Source organism: Bradyrhizobium lablabi (assembly GCF_018129385.1).
Lineage (GTDB): Bacteria > Pseudomonadota > Alphaproteobacteria > Rhizobiales > Xanthobacteraceae > Bradyrhizobium > Bradyrhizobium lablabi_C.
Genome location: NZ_JAFCLN010000002.1, coordinates 305,338 through 321,245 on the forward strand (window position 1 = coordinate 305,338; position 15,908 = coordinate 321,245).

Sequence of the window (15,908 nt, forward strand, 5' to 3'; positions counted from 1 at the left end):
CGCTGTGCCCGCACGCAATCGACAATCAGAACGGAGCAGGGCGCGCCCCATGCGCGCGGCGAGGCCCCGACGCACAAATGCACATCGATCACGAAACACCGCTCCAGCGCGCTCTGCCGCCGTTTAAGCGGTTCCCCGATCTGACCTGAAGTGCCTTGCAAAAATTTGCGCGTCCTGACAAAATCGAAACATCGGGCTCAGCCATGGTGAGTACTGCTGCCCGGGGACCTCGCTCCCGTCGCGCGCCACAAGCAGCCGACTCTCTTCATCGTTTCACGCGGTAACCGTGCCAATGCGCACCTCCGCGACAGACGAGGAGAGGTGTCGCAGTGCCGAACAACTCACACAAGCAGCAACGTAAAGAGCGTGGCCCCAACAAAATCCGACCGATCACGCCCGCCCGCAAGCTGATCTCGCGCGTCGAAGCGGCCGACATGCTCGGCCGCAGCGTTGACACCATCAAACGCATGGAGAAGCGGAGAGGGGGGCCGCTCGACGTAGTCAAGCTGCGAGGAGCGCAGTCGACGACGTTCTATCGGCTCGACCAGATCAACGCGCTGATTAACCCCACTAGCGAAGCAGCCGAATAGAAAAAAGCCCACCCCGTTGCTGGCGGGATGGGCTCGGAGACTTCGCATGCGAATGACGACGCCCGCTGGGGAGTGGGATCATCAACACCGAACGACACCGACAAAGGAAATCGCTCGATGCCTTCAACATTAGACTACCTTGACGAGTGGCGCAATACCGCTGCAATTGCGCGTGTTGCTCCATATGTCGATACGATCGAGTGCGCTTCCCGGCGCTCGTTTCCGTCGCCACTGCTTAAGGCGATCAAAGCGAACTGCGGGAGTATGCTGCTCAAGGAAATTCGCGATCAGCACGATCCCAAGACCATTTGGTTCTACCTGCTCGCGATCAATCAGCCGTCGCGCTACTGCATCGAACTCCTGCAATGGTACTCGCAGCACCGCAAGCTTTCGATCTATCGACTGCACCTTGCAATCGACGTGATCGGGATTTCACCCGACTGGACGCGGGACGCGGTGATCGAGGTGTTCGCCAAGCTCCTGCATCTGCGGCACCGCAGGGGCTCCGACGAAATGCACGATGCAGATGGCACCGTGTATTCGATCCGTGTTGTAGGCCGCAAATCGAGACCGCAAAAGAACTCGGCCTTTTACATCGCGGACCACTCCAAAATCACGGGCGAGTGTGACGCTCTGCATTTTGAGATCAGACTGGAGCGGAAGCGTGCTGTTGAAGCCGCAGAGATCATCACACCGGCCAACGTGATCGACATAGACCCGGTCGCATTCGTCGAAAAACACCTCACCGCAAAGGAAATCGGACCGATGCTGGAGAAAATCATTCAACGTTCGATCAGGACACAGGGGCCACACCCGATGATGCAGACCGAGAGGCGCATTCGCGCATTGGTCAGGCGTATGGGTGCAGACCATGCTTCGACGTTTGCACGTGCGTTTCCGAAGCAGTTTGAACGCGTGGCACACTGGGACTGTTTGGACGTGGAAAAGACCCTGAATTGGGCCAGTGCTGATGTTGCGTGCGATCGGGAAGTGGGGGAGTTGTGTAGTTTGTTACCCCCTAGACGCAGACCGCACAGGGAAAGACTGCTCATTCGGGAGAGACTGGACTAGGAGCACCCTAGTCGGAATTTACGACCGGCCCTGCAAGCAAACGATACGTCGGCACCCAAGCCGTGTTCCGCGTCCGTGCACAAGGTGGCGATTGGAACTTCAGATTGCCGAACGGCTTAGTCTTTAGAGGTAAGCTATGGAACCAGACCGTCGAGTGCGGCTGCAAGTCATGCTGTCGGAGAACGAACTGTCAGCGATCGACGATTTTCGATTTGATCACCGGCTCCCCAGCCGCGCGGCCGCGTTCCGACTCTTACTTCGCACGGGTCTAACGGTTTCCGATGGCTTGCAGACGAGCGAGCCCAAGTCATCGCAAAAACATTAGGTGCCTCTGATCATTCCGGGTCGTTCTCGCGTTCGAGTTCGCGTTCGGCCTGTAGCCAGAACTCCAAGTCCCGTCCTGTGGGCCGCCCCGCTTGTTCCCACAGTTCGCGAGCCCGGCGCTGGATCGCCTCATGGGCTCTATCCCTCCAGAGCAGTCGGCTCAGCTTTTGTTGCAGTTCGTCGGCGAAAGCGAGGAACCGTTGGACGGTCGTAGGGTCGTTAATCGAAGACGCGAGCCGGGTTGCCCGTTCAAGCTGGCGCTGTAACTCCTCAGGATGGTTCTTGTCGTCCATCCCATTATGACGCCGGAACTCCTCAAATCGTTCACTTTAGAAACACTCTTAGACATCAGCACCGGCGGCACAGGGGCAAGGAGCGCGGCAATATAATCGAACGTGACGATACCCCCGAAAACGTCAGAACCGCGCCCATGCCCGCCCTAATCGACGGCATTCAACACCCTCGGCCTAGTCAGCAGCGCGAAAGGCGATAATGTTCCTTGCCCTCGATGATCAAACCCGAGGGACCCCACAATGACAATCGACAACGATATCGGATACGAGTTCGCAGGGAAGGGAGCAAAGAGACGTCAACGGCTCACGCTCGACACGATCCCCAAGCGCATCGCCCATTACAAGCCCGAGTACCGGCTCAATCGAAAACCCGCAAAGGAAGAACCCGTAAAGGTGACAGAGCGGGGAATGCGGAGACGGATCACGCGATACACACTCCAGCTTGCGAACGTGTCGGAGATACATGACCGACTAGACCGAGAGGCCTACGGCCCCGGGTCCAAGGTCATGGTCGCGTCTGTCCGCAATCACGCAATGGAAGTGATCAAGGTAATGATCGACGAGGGGATCATCAGCCAGGACGACCTCGAACGATATCGGAAGCGTTGCGCGAAAGAGGACAGGGAGCGTTTCAAACGTCGCGACTGAGGCCGGTTGCAGAGAGACTATTTGCGTCAAAAATGGTGCGCCTCACGCATCCACACTCGTTTGTGCAAATCAGAACGCAGGCCCCTGGACGATCGATTTTAACGAGTGATGTGATCCCGTATCACGTGGTCAGTCACCGCAAAGCCTGCAATAGCAGGTTGTAGCACCTTTGGATTGCGCCCCGGACAGGTAGCAGGATACGTTTCGCACCCCAAACAGGGTGATATCGAACGCATGCACGGGACCGCAAACAAAGTCGTCGTCAGGAGCGCAATCAGCAGGGGAGTGCGCCTGTTCGAAAAACGCCTCGACATGCGCACACCGCGAGGCCGGCGCTTCAAGGACCTGATCGACATTTACTCCGATGCAGTCGGCTCGACGCTGACCGAAGTGCAACGCATGTTGATCCGCGACCTCGCGATGCTTCAGTGCCTATCGGAGCAGTTGCAGGCAACGTTCATCGAGGCGGACACGATCGCACAGGAAGACCTCACGCAGTACTCGCGCCTGTCCACCAACATCAAGACAAACCTCAAGCGCCTCGGTCTGTTGAGCGTCAAGCCACAGGCCGACGATGACGACGTGGAAGACCCCCTTGAGTATATGCGCCGTGGTGGCAGTCGGAAGCGTGCCAAGCTCGACGATGACGAGGAGGACGACTGATGCTCCCCGGCGGTGGCATACCCGGTCGCGATGTTATCAGTCAGATCAGCGACCGACGTAACGCGGCAGTATCGGGCAATGCTTTCACACTCGCGTCCTCGCTCCCGACCACGGGCAAGGCGTCGATTACCGAGCAGGGCCAAACACTCACACCCAGTGTCTCCCTGATCGCAGGCCACGCTGTAGGCTCCGCAGCGACACCCGGCAAGACCATCACCGTCAACACCTCGCTGATCGCAGGCACCGCAGCGGTGAGTGCCGTTGCATCAGGTGACGTTCTTCAAACCGTCCTCACACTTGATGAAGGCGCAGCTACAGTCTCGGCCGTTGCATCAGGTGACACCCTCGTAATCACACCTTCCATCATTGCGGGCGAGGCCATCGGCGATGTTGTAGCACCGGGCACCGTGCTCGACGTGAGCACGACCGTCATTGCAGGCGTGGCCTCGGGCGAACAGCCGCAGCGCCGTGTTGCGGGCGGTACCGCACTCGTTCGCCGTCGTCGTCGTCGTCGTGGAGATGCCATTGCGCCCGGTGCCATCCTCGAATTGGGCACCTCGATTGTCGCGGGCTCTGCACAGGTCGGTCACGAGATCACGGTCCACCACGCCGATGGCAGTACCACGTTCTACGTCTGTTTCGGCCTGACCGATGAACAACTCCGCAGCAACGAGTTCACAACGGCGCTCCTGATGGACGATTTGGACGGCTACATGCTCGGATTATACAAAGACAGGGAAGCCGCATAGATGCGCACTCGTCGTCATCGCGAACGCCTTGACGACATACCGACTACCACCACACCGAAGAAGAGGGTCAGGCTTCGTCTCGAAGACCCCGACCACCTCACTCTCCTCGACGCCTTTTCAGACCCGCGTCTCTTTGCGAAGTTCTTCAAGGACCCCGAAAGCTGGCTTGCGTGGACGGCGTTGATCGCAGCCGCGTTCGGCCTGCCCATGTCGGCCGACCAGCTCGCGATTTATCGCAAGTGTACCGGCCGCACCGACCCGCCCGTCGAACAGATGCGGGAGTTGGTGCTTGTCGTCGGACGACGTGGCGGCAAATCCCGCGTCCTCGCTCTGATCGCAACCTGGCTGTCAGCCTTCGTCGATTACAAACCCTACCTCGACCCCGGCGAGCGCGGCGTTGTGCAGGTGCTGGCGGCCGACCGTGATCAGGCGAAGATCATCCTTCGCTACGTCAAGGCGTTCTTCAAACTGCCGATGCTGGCAAAGCTGATCGAACGCGAGACGCAGTTCGGCCTCGACCTAACCAACTCCGTTGCGATTGAAGTCACCACTGCATCGTTCCGTTCCGTTCGCGGTCGAACCGTCGTCGCCGCCCTCGCGGACGAGATCGCGTTCTGGAATGACGAAGGCGCGAACCCCGACGCCGAAGTCATCAAGGCGATCCGACCGTCGATGGCAACCATCCCCAATGCCATGCTGCTGCTGGCATCCTCGCCATACGCTCGCAAGGGCGTGCTGTGGGACATGCATCGGCAGTACCATGGCAAGGACGATCCTCGCGTGTTGTCGTGGCAAGCCGCGACCGAGGTAATGAACCCCTCGATCGATCCCAAGTGGCTCACGGAGCAGTACGAGCGCGACCCTGTGTCGGCATCGGCCGAATATGGCGCTCAGTTCAGGACGGACGTAGAAGCCTTTATTGCAGCCGAAGCCGTCGATGCCGTCACGTCCGACGAGCGGGAGCGCCCATACATCGCAGGCAAACGCTACTACGCTTTTGCGGACCCCGCGGGCGGCTCGGGCAAGGACAGCTTCACGCTCGCAATCGGCCATGTCGAGGATCGCATACCGACCTTGGACGTGATCAGGGAGTTCAAGCCGCCATTCTCGCCCAAGGCCGTCATTGAGCAGTGTGCCGACGTGCTCAAGCAATACGGCATCCGCAAATGCACGGCCGACCGTTACGCTGCGGAGTTCGCAGTCGAAGGCTTCCGAGAGCATCAAATCACGCTCGAACATTCGTTGAAGCCCAAGTCGCAAATCTACTCCGAGTTCTTGCCCCTGTTGAACAGCAAGACCTGCGACCTCCTCGACCACGCCCGACTGCGAACGCAGTTGATCGGCCTCGAACGCAAGACCGCGAGGAGCGGCAAGGACAGCATCGACCACGGACCGGGCGGCCATGACGACGTTGCGAACGCGGTCGCCGGCGTCCTCACCGGCATGGGAGTGAGGAAGTATCGCTACGACGTGACGATGGCGTGGGCGGGCACCATCGACGCGAAGACAGAACAGCAGAGCGCCGCTGCACAGAGGTTAGGTGCGTTAGTTCAAGTTCAAACCATGAGAGGACTATTACGATGACTACCACGAAAGACGACTACGTTACCGATGCGCATGGCCGCCGAGTTCGGCGTCGAAACGACGACGTGTTGGCCGACGGCCAGGTTTTGCGGGTACCCATGATCCTCATGGACACCGTTGTCTCGGACGCACAAGTTCGCGCCATGCACGATGCGGCGGCTCAGCTTGAGAACCATCAGTTGTCGGCATTCGCGGATGCCGTCAACGGGGGCGCGTCATTCGCCGATGCCGTCGCAAAAGCGAAGGCCCTCAAGCGTATCGAGCAATTCGATGCGCGCGGTCACCGTCCGGGCTTTGTGTTTGATCACTCGCCCGAACTCAGCGCCGCACGCGATCAGTACCACGCCCGAACTCACGATAGGTGGAAAGCTTCACCTGAACAGAGCTCGTTAACGGCTGACGAAAAGGCGGCTCTCGGCGTCGCCAGCGGCGCGAACGATCACAAACCACATACCGTGATCGCTCCTAACGGTTCGAACTATGGCGATGTGCGTGCTGCGGCAGACCGCGTCATCGAAAATCGGGACAAGCGGCTCGAAGCCGCATGGCAGCGTTGATCAGCAACGGCCCCGCGTGAGCAATCACGCGGGGATCACTCCCAACGCAACAGGAAGGCAAACAATGACTGACAGAGACAGACTTCCCCCGAGGGCGAGAGCGAAGATCTTCACGTTCGCGGAGACCGAGGCCTCGCTGATGACGGCGATCCACGCGAACCAAACCCAAATCAGGGAACTGGAAGATGCGCTCGCGATGACGACCGAGGACCAGCGCAAGCTCGACCTCCATGAAATGATCGCGCAGCGGCGTGAAGTTCAGACGACGCACCGCGCACGGCATCACGCAATCGCTGACTTGAACGGCCGGATCAGGCGCTACCTCGACATGTTGCCAGCCGATGCGCTCCTCGACGATGCAAAGCCACCCAAAATCAAGTTGAAAGGCGAGACCCATCAGCAGGCCGTCGCGAACCTTCGCGGTCAGATCGTCAAGCTGATCTCCGAGCGGGGCCAGGTCGAACGTGCGGCGCTGCCGATTGCCGAGATCAAGGCGCAGGTGAAGAAGTGGATCACTGAACGCTCGATGCGAACGGTGCCGCAGATCGTCGCCACGCACGAGACGTTTACCGTCAAGCTTGAGCACTACATCGACGGCGCGCTTGCGCCTGTGCCCGACATTGCCGCGATGCTGGCATGGTTCGACCCGGAGCATTTTGAGGCGAAGCTGATGGCGCTGATCGATCAGATGCCCAAGCCCAAGCTTGCCATGACGCCATCGGAGAAAGCCGAGCGTCTCGCCGCGATCAAGGTCGAGCTTGGCGATGCAGAGCGGCTTGAATGTGCGCTGGTCGATGACGCGATGGATAACGGCATCATCATCGACCATAGGCCGAACGTCGATATCCGAGCGCTCCTCGGCCTCGTCGTGACGAAGAAGTCGGCGAAAGCCGCATGATCGCGATCCTCGGTGCCTTCTACATCTTCTTTGGCATCCGAGTGCGGGCGGCCGTTATCGTTCGCGGCGCGGCCCGAACTCCTCCGTCTCGATGCGGAGGGGGTCTTACCCAGTCGCCTGATCGTCAACGGGGGCGACTGGGGATTGGCAAGTCGGTGAGTGCTGATCTTCATGAAACAACCCCGACAGCCCGCGGTCTGACATCCTAGGACGTGGCGGGCAAAGGGCCCCGTCGTCGTGTGTAGCTTCCTGTTCGCGACGACGGGGCCTTTCGTTTAGTCAGAGCCTAGAAATCCAGCGGCTTTCGCTTTGGCGACCCAGTGTGGCATGCTTTTCGTCTTTTCAGACCACTCAACGTAAGCCTCGGTCGTGACGAAGCCATTCAGGTCCTCCGAGTATCCCCACCCGTGCAAAAGCAGAGAAATTTGGCGAATTAGTTCTGTGCGTTGACGCTCGTGCAGGGCATCGAGCGCAGAATAGATCGAGCTTGCAATCGTCCCGCTGACATCCCTGAGATCAGGCTCCTTCTTCGTCGATCTGGCCGTTGATCGATGCACCAGCGTCGTGCGCTTTACTCGCTTGGCCGCAGTCTTCTTCTTACTCGACATGGTACTCTCCCCGCATGAAGGCGAGACCATTCCGCCCTCTACGGCTCAGTACTTTCACCATCTTTTTGAGGTAGTCGAATTGCACCGATTTACACCGGCCGCTTAGGTTTGCGATTTGATCCACTCGATGAAACCATCGATGTCGTGAGCCCAGACGAGATACAGCCCTGCGGATTGTGCCGTGCGCAAGTCTGCAACCTTGAAGACGCCCGACAAGAGAGCCACGCTGATGATGTTTTTTCCAGCTTCGGCCGTGTAGTGCTTCGCCTTCGCGGCTGTGTCGTTCAACAATCGCTTCGTGCTGTTGAGAGCCGAACTCGAGTCCTTAGCTTCGAGAGCTATCATTCGCCCTGTCTTGAGCGCTATGAACAAATCGACCTTGCGACCGTATACGACACACTCACCATAAAAGTGCGGATACGTCGGATGATGGCTCGGCTGAGTGATCTTTCCTTTGGCAGGATAGGTCGGAAGATTGGGGGGAGCGACAGCCACGACTTTGCCTTTTTTCTTACGCTGGCCCGCAACCTTTACAAAACCAAGCTCGGTCAATCTTGTTTCGAGGCGCTGCTCCACAACCTTGCCATGGCCACGACGTTCGGTCTGAAGTGCCTGGGTGGCGTGCATGGTCATTGTGGTTTCGATGGCTGTCCGTATTTCGCCTCTGCTAGGAGCACGGCCCGCAGCAATCCAAGGAAAACGGAACGGGTCCGCGAGCTTGCAGATCAGCTTCAGAACCTCGACCGGCAAGCCGGGTTTGTCCTTGAGGTCCGTTTTGCCAATGCCTTCGACCCTTCGCGTCACGAGCACTCCGAGATCGTCCTCGGAGACGGGCGGGCCTGTCACATAGCGTAACGCGTCGAACAATTCCGCATCAAGCAGCACGGTTCGAACGATGTCCGGATCGGGATTGGAAGGATCGACGCCGGCGAGCGCCTTAAACAGTCGAACAATTGCCCCACGCCGTGCCCGAACATGAGCAAGATACTTCCCCCCGGGCTCGGCGAGCCTACGATCAACGAACTCTTCAAGCGCTTTCTGTGCCTCGGCGGCGAGTTGCGCGTCGTCCCAAACGGTCGGCATATCGCTCACGTTCGGGAGGGTCATACACGTGCAGTAAGAGTAGATGGGTCAGGGATATGAAGCCGCGACACTTCGCCCGGCTCGAACTTGACAAGACCGCCAGCATAGACGCGGCCCGACGTCATGGAGACGGTCTCACGCAAATGCTTCGCAATTGCATCAAGTGTTGCGTCGCTCATCGGCTGCACTGGGTAAAGCCCGTGCGAGATGTTGAGATGGCGGACGCCAGCATAGTTGCGCACGAAGGCGGGAGCGCGACGCGCCATGTACGTGCAGAGGATAGGGGCGGGTTCTTTGAGGCCCACAGACCACCACGCGCGGCGATGGGTCGCAATGAAACTCTTGTGTGCTTTCGCGAGCTTCGCCCACTCCAGAAAATCATCGACGACAGCGCGGTCGGCCGCGTTGAGCTGATCAAGGTCAACGGGCAAATCGACGACCCTTCGCAGATGCTTGTCGCTGCGAAGGTACTCGCCAGCTGACAGAAGGTCGCGAGCTTTGGTGATAGCAGGAAACAGATAGCGGGCAGGGAGATGGGCTGCGTCGTCCCCGGCTATCCATACGGCGTTGCAGCCCGTGACCTGGCCCCGATGCACGCGAAAGAGTTCGCCAAGCTCGATTTCGCCATAAGGCGCCCGAGGCGTCGTCCGCAACAATGTGGACCAACGCTTCGAACCCTCGATTGTTGCCCAATCGACGCCTTCTCCAGCCGACAACGGCGATAGATCATCGAGCGATGCAACGTTGCGGACGGTAAGCTGATCCGGCCGATGACCGACCCGAAAGCATGTGATTGCTCCCGTGCTGAGCGTCCCAACGAAAGGCACCGCTTTGGGGTCAATAACGTGCAGGGCCGTGCCGCCTAGACCGTCGGCCAACATGCGTCTGACCACTGATCCATAATTGACGTCCATCCACTCAGCGGCCGTGATGAACGCACCATAGTCTCCCGGCTGAGCGATCTGCCGCGTACGCAGGAAGAAATGCACGTGCAAGCCCGCAAGAGCGCTCGCCTTAAACCCTAGCTTGTGTGCGGCGTCACTGAACCACGTTTTCCACCGGGCCGAGATGTCGTGGTGACGTACGTAGGGCGGGTTCCCGATGAAAAGGGTCGGCCCGTCGATGCGCGGAAGATCCAGAGCACGATAGTCGATGCCCTTAACGGTAAGCCGCTTTGCGAACCCAAGCGCGGCCGCATTGGCGCGGACCAGGAGGGCAGCCAAGGGGTCAATTTCGACCGCGATCAATTTCGCCTTGGGGAAGGCCTTGGCGGCGGCGCTGACGAAACGCCCGCTCCCGGCTCCTGCATCGACGACCCGGACAGGCGGCGTGACCTCGTTGGCGGCCCAAGCCACCATCGCGTCCACGATAACCTGGGGGGTATAGGTGGCACCTTGTTCGCGTCGCACCTCGGCCGAACGAATGGTCGCGAAGAAGTCGCCCAAGGGGTCGTTGCCGGAGCGTATACTGCTGCGAATGGCGGCCACTTCGCGGGCTGAAAATTTCTTACGACGTGGAACAAGGCGGCGTTCCCGGGCAGGGAGCCTCGCCCGTCCAATCAGCGCGATGGCGAGGGCGGCAAGGTCTTGCTCGGTCGCAATCATTGGCGCGCTTTCGCCGGCTTGGTTTTTTCGTACTCCGCCCATAGCTCCTCGAACAGCTTGCGCAGGCTCACGCCGCGCTGAGCCGCCTCTGCCTTCACCGCACGCGCGATCTCCGGCGAGAGGCTGAAGCCGACGATTTGCCGAGTCGTCTTACGATCAGGTTCACGAGGTCGAGTCGCCATGCGAAACTTTGTCGACAAGTCGACAACAAGGTCAAGTTGCATTTTTGCATTGTCCCGCCCGCACAAGGTCAACTTGATCGCGGAGCAGGAGTTCGCGCCCTCGAAAATGACGCCGCACGACGAGGGGACCTATCCTGAACCTATCCTAGCTCCATATCGCGAATTGCGGATAGTTGGCCTAAACTATTGAAATCATTGGTGAGCGCGGAGGGACTCGAACCCTCGACCCCATGATTAAAAGTCACGTGCTCTACCGCCTGAGCTACGCGCTCACTCCAAGCCATGATCCTTCCAAAAGCCGGATCATGCTCTCGCCGCGCTGTGTAGGGGGCAGACCCCCTCGGGTCAATAGCGCAAACCTGCGCGAAATGGCGAGACGACTGACCCGAATTGCGTCGATTCTACCGCGGCTTAGTGCCTCGTTCTGACGGCTTTTGTCACCCGCCATCCACCGTCAATCAACTGGCCTCGCGGCGGATTTCGTTGACCACCGGCTGGGAGTTCGGAACCCGCGACGGTATCGCAACGGGACGGAGCCCAATCAGTTCCGCGGTCCGCACGGCCGTGTTGCGCCACCACGAGAAATCATTGGCTCGCGAGTTCTCGAGCAGTGCAATCGTGACGGCCGCGAGGAACGGCAGGCTTTGGAGCGCCAGGACAGCCGCGAACACGTAGATTTCGCGCACCTGCTTGGCCTCGTTCGTCACCACCAGCACCGCGGCGCCGATCAGCAGCAGCACGCCGATCACGGCTTCCCAAAACGCCTGGAATTCGATCGACATCCGTGACAGGCCGCCCTTGGAGGTGCGGGCGAACGGCAGGTGCTCGGTGATGAGGCCCTGGGCGACCGCGCGCGATACCGTCCATTGCACGCTCATCGCGGCGATCATGGCGCCCAGCATTTGCCCGGCCTTCACCTCGACCCGAAGGCGATACAGCGCCACGAAGTGTACCAGCGAGACGACGAACGAGGCGATGATCGGCAGCGTCAAAATCTTGTCGGGAATGGCGATGTCGGCAAAGGCCACGATCGGCACCCAGATCAAATTGAGGATCGCCACCAGCACGCCGAGGCTTTCGGCCCCCAGCCAGTTCAGCCAGCCGAGGCCAAATTCGCGGCGCTGCTCCTGCGTCAGCCGGCTCGCGCCCGGCAGGAAACGCCGCCAGTGCTTTTTCACGATCTGGAAGCCGCCATAGGCCCAGCGATGGCGCTGTTTCTTGAACGCCTCATAGGTGTCGGGCAACAGGCCGTGGCCGTAGCGGTGGTTGGTGTAATGCGTGAGCCAGCCGTGCTCCATGATCGCAAGGCCAAGATCGGTGTCCTCGCAAATGGTGTCGCCGGCCCAGCCGCCGGCCATGTCCATCGCGGCGCGGCGGATCAGGCACATCGTGCCGTGCACGATGATGGCGTTGAACTCGTTGCGTTGAACCATGCCGATGTCGAAGAACCCGGCATATTCGCCGTTCATGATGTAGTGCATCAGCGAGCGGTCGCCGTCGCGGTGCTCCTGCGGCGCCTGCACGAGACCGACGCGGGGATCGGCGAAAACAGGCACCAGATCCTTCAGCCAGTCCGGCTGCACGACATAGTCGGCATCGATGATGCCGATGATCTCGGCATCCGCCGCGGTGCGGTCCATCGCGATGCGCAGTGCGCCGGCCTTGAAACCTTTGACCTTCTCGGCATTGATGAACTTGAAGCGTTCGCCGAGCGCCCGGCAATGATCCTGGATCGGCTGCCAGAAGGCGGGATCAGGCGTGTTGTTGATGATGACGACGCATTCGAAGTTCGGGTAGTCGAGCCGTGACACCGCATCGAGCGTCTGCTTGAGCATCTCGACCGGCTCGTAATAAGCGGGGATGTGGATCGAAACCTTCGGGAAGGTGACGCTGTCGCCGATGGTCGCCGGCGCCAGCGGCTCCGGCTTGACGATCAGCCGGCGCGGATTGCGGCCGAAGGCGATCGCCGCGATCTCCTCGATTCGGGCCATCGCGATCAGCACCAGCGGCACCAGCAGGACGACACCGAGCCCAAGTGCAAAGGCCGAGCCGAAGACGAAATAATGCGTGTTCCAGTAAGAGAACACGGTTGCGGTCCAGGCGCCGACGCCGTTGGCGGCCGCGGACAGCACCAGGGCCTGCATCACCGTCGGCCGGTCAAGCCGCAGAATCGGCAGTGACATCAGGATTCCGACCAGCAGGGCGATGGTCGCGAGTTTCCAGTAGTCCTCGTTGACGATCGGACCGGTCCAGGAAAATTTCGGCTCGCGCGATGCGTTCAGGATGCCCCAGTAGGGGCCGACGCCGCCTTCGAAGAACTTCCAGGGCTGATCGATGGCTTCGACGATGTTGTAGTCCATGCCGATGGACTCGGCGCGGGTGACGAAGTTGCGCAGCACCGAGGCCTGCTCGAACTGGCCGGGATTGGCGTTGAGCAGATTGTAGCCGTTGCTGGGCCAGCCGAATTCGGCGATCACGATCCGTTTGCCGGGAAACTTGTTGCGTAGCAATTGATAACGATCGACCGCCTGGTCCACCGCCTGCTTGTCGGTGAAGTTTTCCCAATAGGGCAGGACGTGGGCGGCGATGAAGTCGACGGTGGACGCCAGCGTCGGCTGATCGCGCGGTGTCTCGTCGAAATTGTCGCGCCAGATGTTCCAGATTTCGCCGGTCGTGACGGGAACGCTGACCGACTTCTTCACCCGCTTGATGAGCTCGATCAGGTCCTCCACCTTTTGCTCGCCGCGGTAGATCGTCTCGTTGCCGACGACGATGCCGATGACGTTGCTGTTGCGCCTCGCAAGATCGATGGCCGCCTCGATCTCGCGCTTGTTGCGGTCGGCGTTCTTGTCGATCCAGGCGCCGACCGTGACCTTCAGCCCGAACTCGGCGGCGATCGGCGGGACCATTTCCACGCCGCCGGTCGACGAGTACAGGCGAATCGCCTTGGTCATCGTCGACAGCTTCTTCAGGTCGGCGCGGATTTTCTCCTGGCTCGGCAGGTTGTCGGTGTCGGGATGGGCGCTTCCCTCGAACGGCGCATAGGACACGCTCGGCAGGACGCCCCGGAAATCGGGAGCGGACTGCTTTTCCTGAAGCAGGCCCCAAAGTCCGGCGTGGGCAGCGGTAACGAACAGGAGAACAGCGATGACGGCGCGCATCTCGCGACTAAACCATACGGGGCCTGATGTTTGGGAAGCGAACCCGTCCCCTAGGCTCGACCGACACGGCGGCACTGCGAAGATAAACCTGCCACGCGATTTAACAACTGGTATGACGCCATGGCGTTTTGAGGGCGCAGTTGTTCAGGCAGCGTTCACCGGCGGCTGCGGTCAAGCACGTTACGAAGCCGTTAGTTCCTATTTCGCCGCGGGGGCAGGAGGAGTGGCGGGCGGCGCCGTGCCCGCGGTCGTGGGAGCCGGGGCAGGCTGGCCTGCGGCCGCAGCGGCCTGCGGCTGGGCGCCGGGATTGATCCAGCAGGCCTGAATGCGGTCGGAGAGGCTGCGCGGCACCTTGTCGTCGATCTGGCTGCCGAACCGGGTCAGGCAGCGAAAGCTCGCCTGCACATGGCCGCCGGGGCAGCCGAAGCGGTCGTAGAGGTCGAGATGCCGGAAGGCAGTGTCGAGGTCGTCCCGCCACATCAGGGTGACCACGCGGCGGCCGAGCCAGACGCATTCGGGGTTGCCCGCCGGGCCATTGATCGCCTGCTGGGCCTCGATGAATTCGTCGGTTTTCCGCTGATTGTCCTTGGTGCCGTCGGTAGCCGCGGCGGCGGGAGCCTTGCCCTGTTCCTGGGCGGCGGGATTGCCGCTTTGGGCGAGCGCCGTGGCGGAGCCGAGCAGCAGAGCCAGCACGGGAGCGGCGAGGTGTCGCAAGACCGAAGTTTGAACTTGAAGCACCCGTCGACGCATACGTTCCCCGATTGGTTGAATTGCTGCGCCAACGCCCCTGGCGCGCGGGTTTGATGCCGTCCAAATAGGTCTCCAATGCGGCGGAGACGGCACCGGACTCCCATGCCGTGTATTTGGGATTTTGTCCAGCAAACTCACCACTATAGTCATAAGTGGCCGGGACCCGGAAATCCTTGAGCGATTTGGTCGCACTTTTATCTTAACGGACCGGCGGTGCAGACTGGGCTGACGCATCGATGCCGATGAAGCGGTTCAGTTCCTCACGCTCGACCACACAATGGCTATAGTTCTAAAGTTGTCGAAGGCGTTAAAGACAACTCCGAGCAAAATTATGCAGTTGCTCGAGAACGAAATCGGTGTGGTCTGAGGGGCCATCACGAGGGCGAATGGGGCCTCGCGAAGTCTGCTATGGTCGAAGCATCTCGATTTCGAATGGTCGCGTCCGCCAAGGAGGATCGGGCATGGAAAGAATGGATTGCGCGAAAGCCGCGCTGGCGTTGTTGTTCGCCGCCGCGCTTTCGCTTCAGCCTGGCCGTGCCACCCTGGCGGCGCCGCTCACGATCACGGTTGCCGATTTCGACTATAAGGACACGTCCGGGGAGGTGAGGGATCAGCGCGCGGAGCATAGGGCCCGCATCGCGCATTTCGCCGAGCTCGTGCGGGAGAATCTTTCCGCGAAAGGCGACTATCGCGTGCTGCCGTTCGATTGCCCGCAACGCCCCTGCACGCCAATCCGCATGGGATCGGACGATTTCATCGCTGCTGCACGGCGCACCGGCGCGCGGTTTGTGGTTTATGGCGGCATCCTCAAGGTGAGCACGCTGGTGCAAAACGGCTTGGTCGAGGTGGTCGATCTTCAGAACGAGAAACTGATCTTGAAACGCACGGTGAGCTTCCGCGGTGACAACGACGAGGCCTACCGTCGCGCGGCGGCATTTGTCGATGAGACGGTGCGGGACGCGATGAAGGAGAAGTGAGAGAAATCTACCTTCGCTTCCCAACCTATGGCGACCGCGAAAGCCGTACGCGGGCCAGCCTGGTCCATTCTGTTCAACCAGTTATCTAGTTGATTTGTCATCGAGTTCCCTCCAACACGCTCACGACTTATCGCCGCATGGTAAAGCCGCCGCGACGGAAGGCCGC

At 60.3% G+C, this 15,908-nt stretch carries 16 protein-coding genes and 1 tRNA gene; 9 read left to right on the forward strand and 8 right to left on the reverse strand.

The window, feature by feature from the left end:
* The first annotated feature begins 329 nt into the window (after positions 1-329).
* Positions 330-590: a hypothetical protein gene (locus JQ628_RS04985; RefSeq protein WP_212220159.1), complete on the forward strand. Its 261-nt coding sequence runs from the start codon at positions 330-332 to the stop codon at positions 588-590.
* A gap of 117 nt (positions 591-707) precedes the next feature.
* Entirely contained in the window at positions 708-1,661 is a 954-nt protein-coding gene (locus JQ628_RS04990) for a hypothetical protein (RefSeq protein ID WP_212220162.1), read from the forward strand.
* Between the two features lie 335 nt (positions 1,662-1,996).
* On the opposite strand, the gene JQ628_RS04995 is transcribed toward JQ628_RS04990, so the two are convergent.
* Entirely contained in the window at positions 1,997-2,278 is a 282-nt protein-coding gene (locus JQ628_RS04995) for a DUF2934 domain-containing protein (protein WP_212220165.1), read from the reverse strand.
* Between the two features lie 240 nt (positions 2,279-2,518).
* Here JQ628_RS04995 and JQ628_RS05000 point away from each other — a divergent pair, with 240 nt between their 5' ends.
* The 6 genes from JQ628_RS05000 (at position 2,519) to JQ628_RS05025 (ending at position 7,377) form a co-directional block, all read left to right on the forward strand.
* Entirely contained in the window at positions 2,519-2,926 is a 408-nt protein-coding gene (locus JQ628_RS05000; protein ID WP_212220168.1) for a hypothetical protein, read from the forward strand.
* 234 nt (positions 2,927-3,160) lie between these two features.
* Complete coding sequence (locus JQ628_RS05005; protein ID WP_212220171.1) at positions 3,161-3,589, forward strand: hypothetical protein; 429 nt, start codon at positions 3,161-3,163, stop codon at positions 3,587-3,589.
* The gene (locus tag JQ628_RS05010) at positions 3,589-4,338 is read left to right on the forward strand and encodes a hypothetical protein (protein WP_212220175.1); all 750 of its coding nucleotides are present in this window, start codon (positions 3,589-3,591) and stop codon (positions 4,336-4,338) included. Before JQ628_RS05005 ends, JQ628_RS05010 begins: the two co-directional genes overlap by 1 nt.
* Positions 4,339-5,922 carry a hypothetical protein gene (locus JQ628_RS05015; RefSeq protein WP_212220178.1) on the forward strand — a complete coding sequence of 528 codons (1,584 nt, stop codon included), beginning with the start codon at positions 4,339-4,341 and terminating at the stop codon, positions 5,920-5,922. It begins immediately after the preceding gene.
* A complete protein-coding gene (locus JQ628_RS05020; protein WP_212220181.1) occupies positions 5,919-6,479 on the forward strand; it encodes a hypothetical protein in 561 nt (186 codons plus the stop codon). The genes JQ628_RS05015 and JQ628_RS05020 overlap by 4 nt, the downstream gene beginning before the upstream one ends.
* A complete protein-coding gene (locus JQ628_RS05025; protein ID WP_212220183.1) occupies positions 6,415-7,377 on the forward strand; it encodes a hypothetical protein in 963 nt (320 codons plus the stop codon). Before JQ628_RS05020 ends, JQ628_RS05025 begins: the two co-directional genes overlap by 65 nt.
* A 275-nt stretch (positions 7,378-7,652) precedes the next feature.
* On the opposite strand, the gene JQ628_RS05030 is transcribed toward JQ628_RS05025, so the two are convergent.
* From JQ628_RS05030 to JQ628_RS05060, 7 genes are all read right to left on the reverse strand, one after another.
* Positions 7,653-7,985: a hypothetical protein gene (locus tag JQ628_RS05030; protein ID WP_212220186.1), complete on the reverse strand. Its 333-nt coding sequence runs from the start codon at positions 7,983-7,985 to the stop codon at positions 7,653-7,655.
* 102 nt (positions 7,986-8,087) lie between these two features.
* Complete coding sequence (locus JQ628_RS05035; protein WP_249127491.1) at positions 8,088-9,068, reverse strand: XamI family restriction endonuclease; 981 nt, start codon at positions 9,066-9,068, stop codon at positions 8,088-8,090.
* Positions 9,069-9,088: 20 nt separating this feature from the next.
* Complete coding sequence (locus JQ628_RS05040) at positions 9,089-10,672, reverse strand: Eco57I restriction-modification methylase domain-containing protein (protein WP_249127492.1); 1,584 nt, start codon at positions 10,670-10,672, stop codon at positions 9,089-9,091.
* Positions 10,669-10,896 carry a hypothetical protein gene (locus JQ628_RS05045; RefSeq protein ID WP_212220197.1) on the reverse strand — a complete coding sequence of 76 codons (228 nt, stop codon included), beginning with the start codon at positions 10,894-10,896 and terminating at the stop codon, positions 10,669-10,671. The genes JQ628_RS05040 and JQ628_RS05045 overlap by 4 nt, the downstream gene beginning before the upstream one ends.
* Positions 10,897-11,050: 154 nt before the next feature.
* Positions 11,051-11,126, reverse strand: a tRNA-Lys gene (locus JQ628_RS05050).
* A gap of 186 nt (positions 11,127-11,312) precedes the next feature.
* Positions 11,313-14,015, reverse strand: coding sequence for a glycosyltransferase (locus JQ628_RS05055; protein WP_212220200.1), 2,703 nt, complete (start codon positions 14,013-14,015; stop codon positions 11,313-11,315).
* A 198-nt stretch (positions 14,016-14,213) separates the two neighbouring features.
* Complete coding sequence (locus JQ628_RS05060; protein WP_212220203.1) at positions 14,214-14,765, reverse strand: beta-1-3, beta-1-6-glucan biosynthesis protein; 552 nt, start codon at positions 14,763-14,765, stop codon at positions 14,214-14,216.
* Positions 14,766-15,262: 497 nt separating this feature from the next.
* Here JQ628_RS05060 and JQ628_RS05065 point away from each other — a divergent pair, with 497 nt between their 5' ends.
* Positions 15,263-15,742 carry a DUF2380 domain-containing protein gene (locus JQ628_RS05065; RefSeq protein WP_212220206.1) on the forward strand — a complete coding sequence of 160 codons (480 nt, stop codon included), beginning with the start codon at positions 15,263-15,265 and terminating at the stop codon, positions 15,740-15,742.
* Positions 15,743-15,908 lie beyond the last annotated feature (166 nt).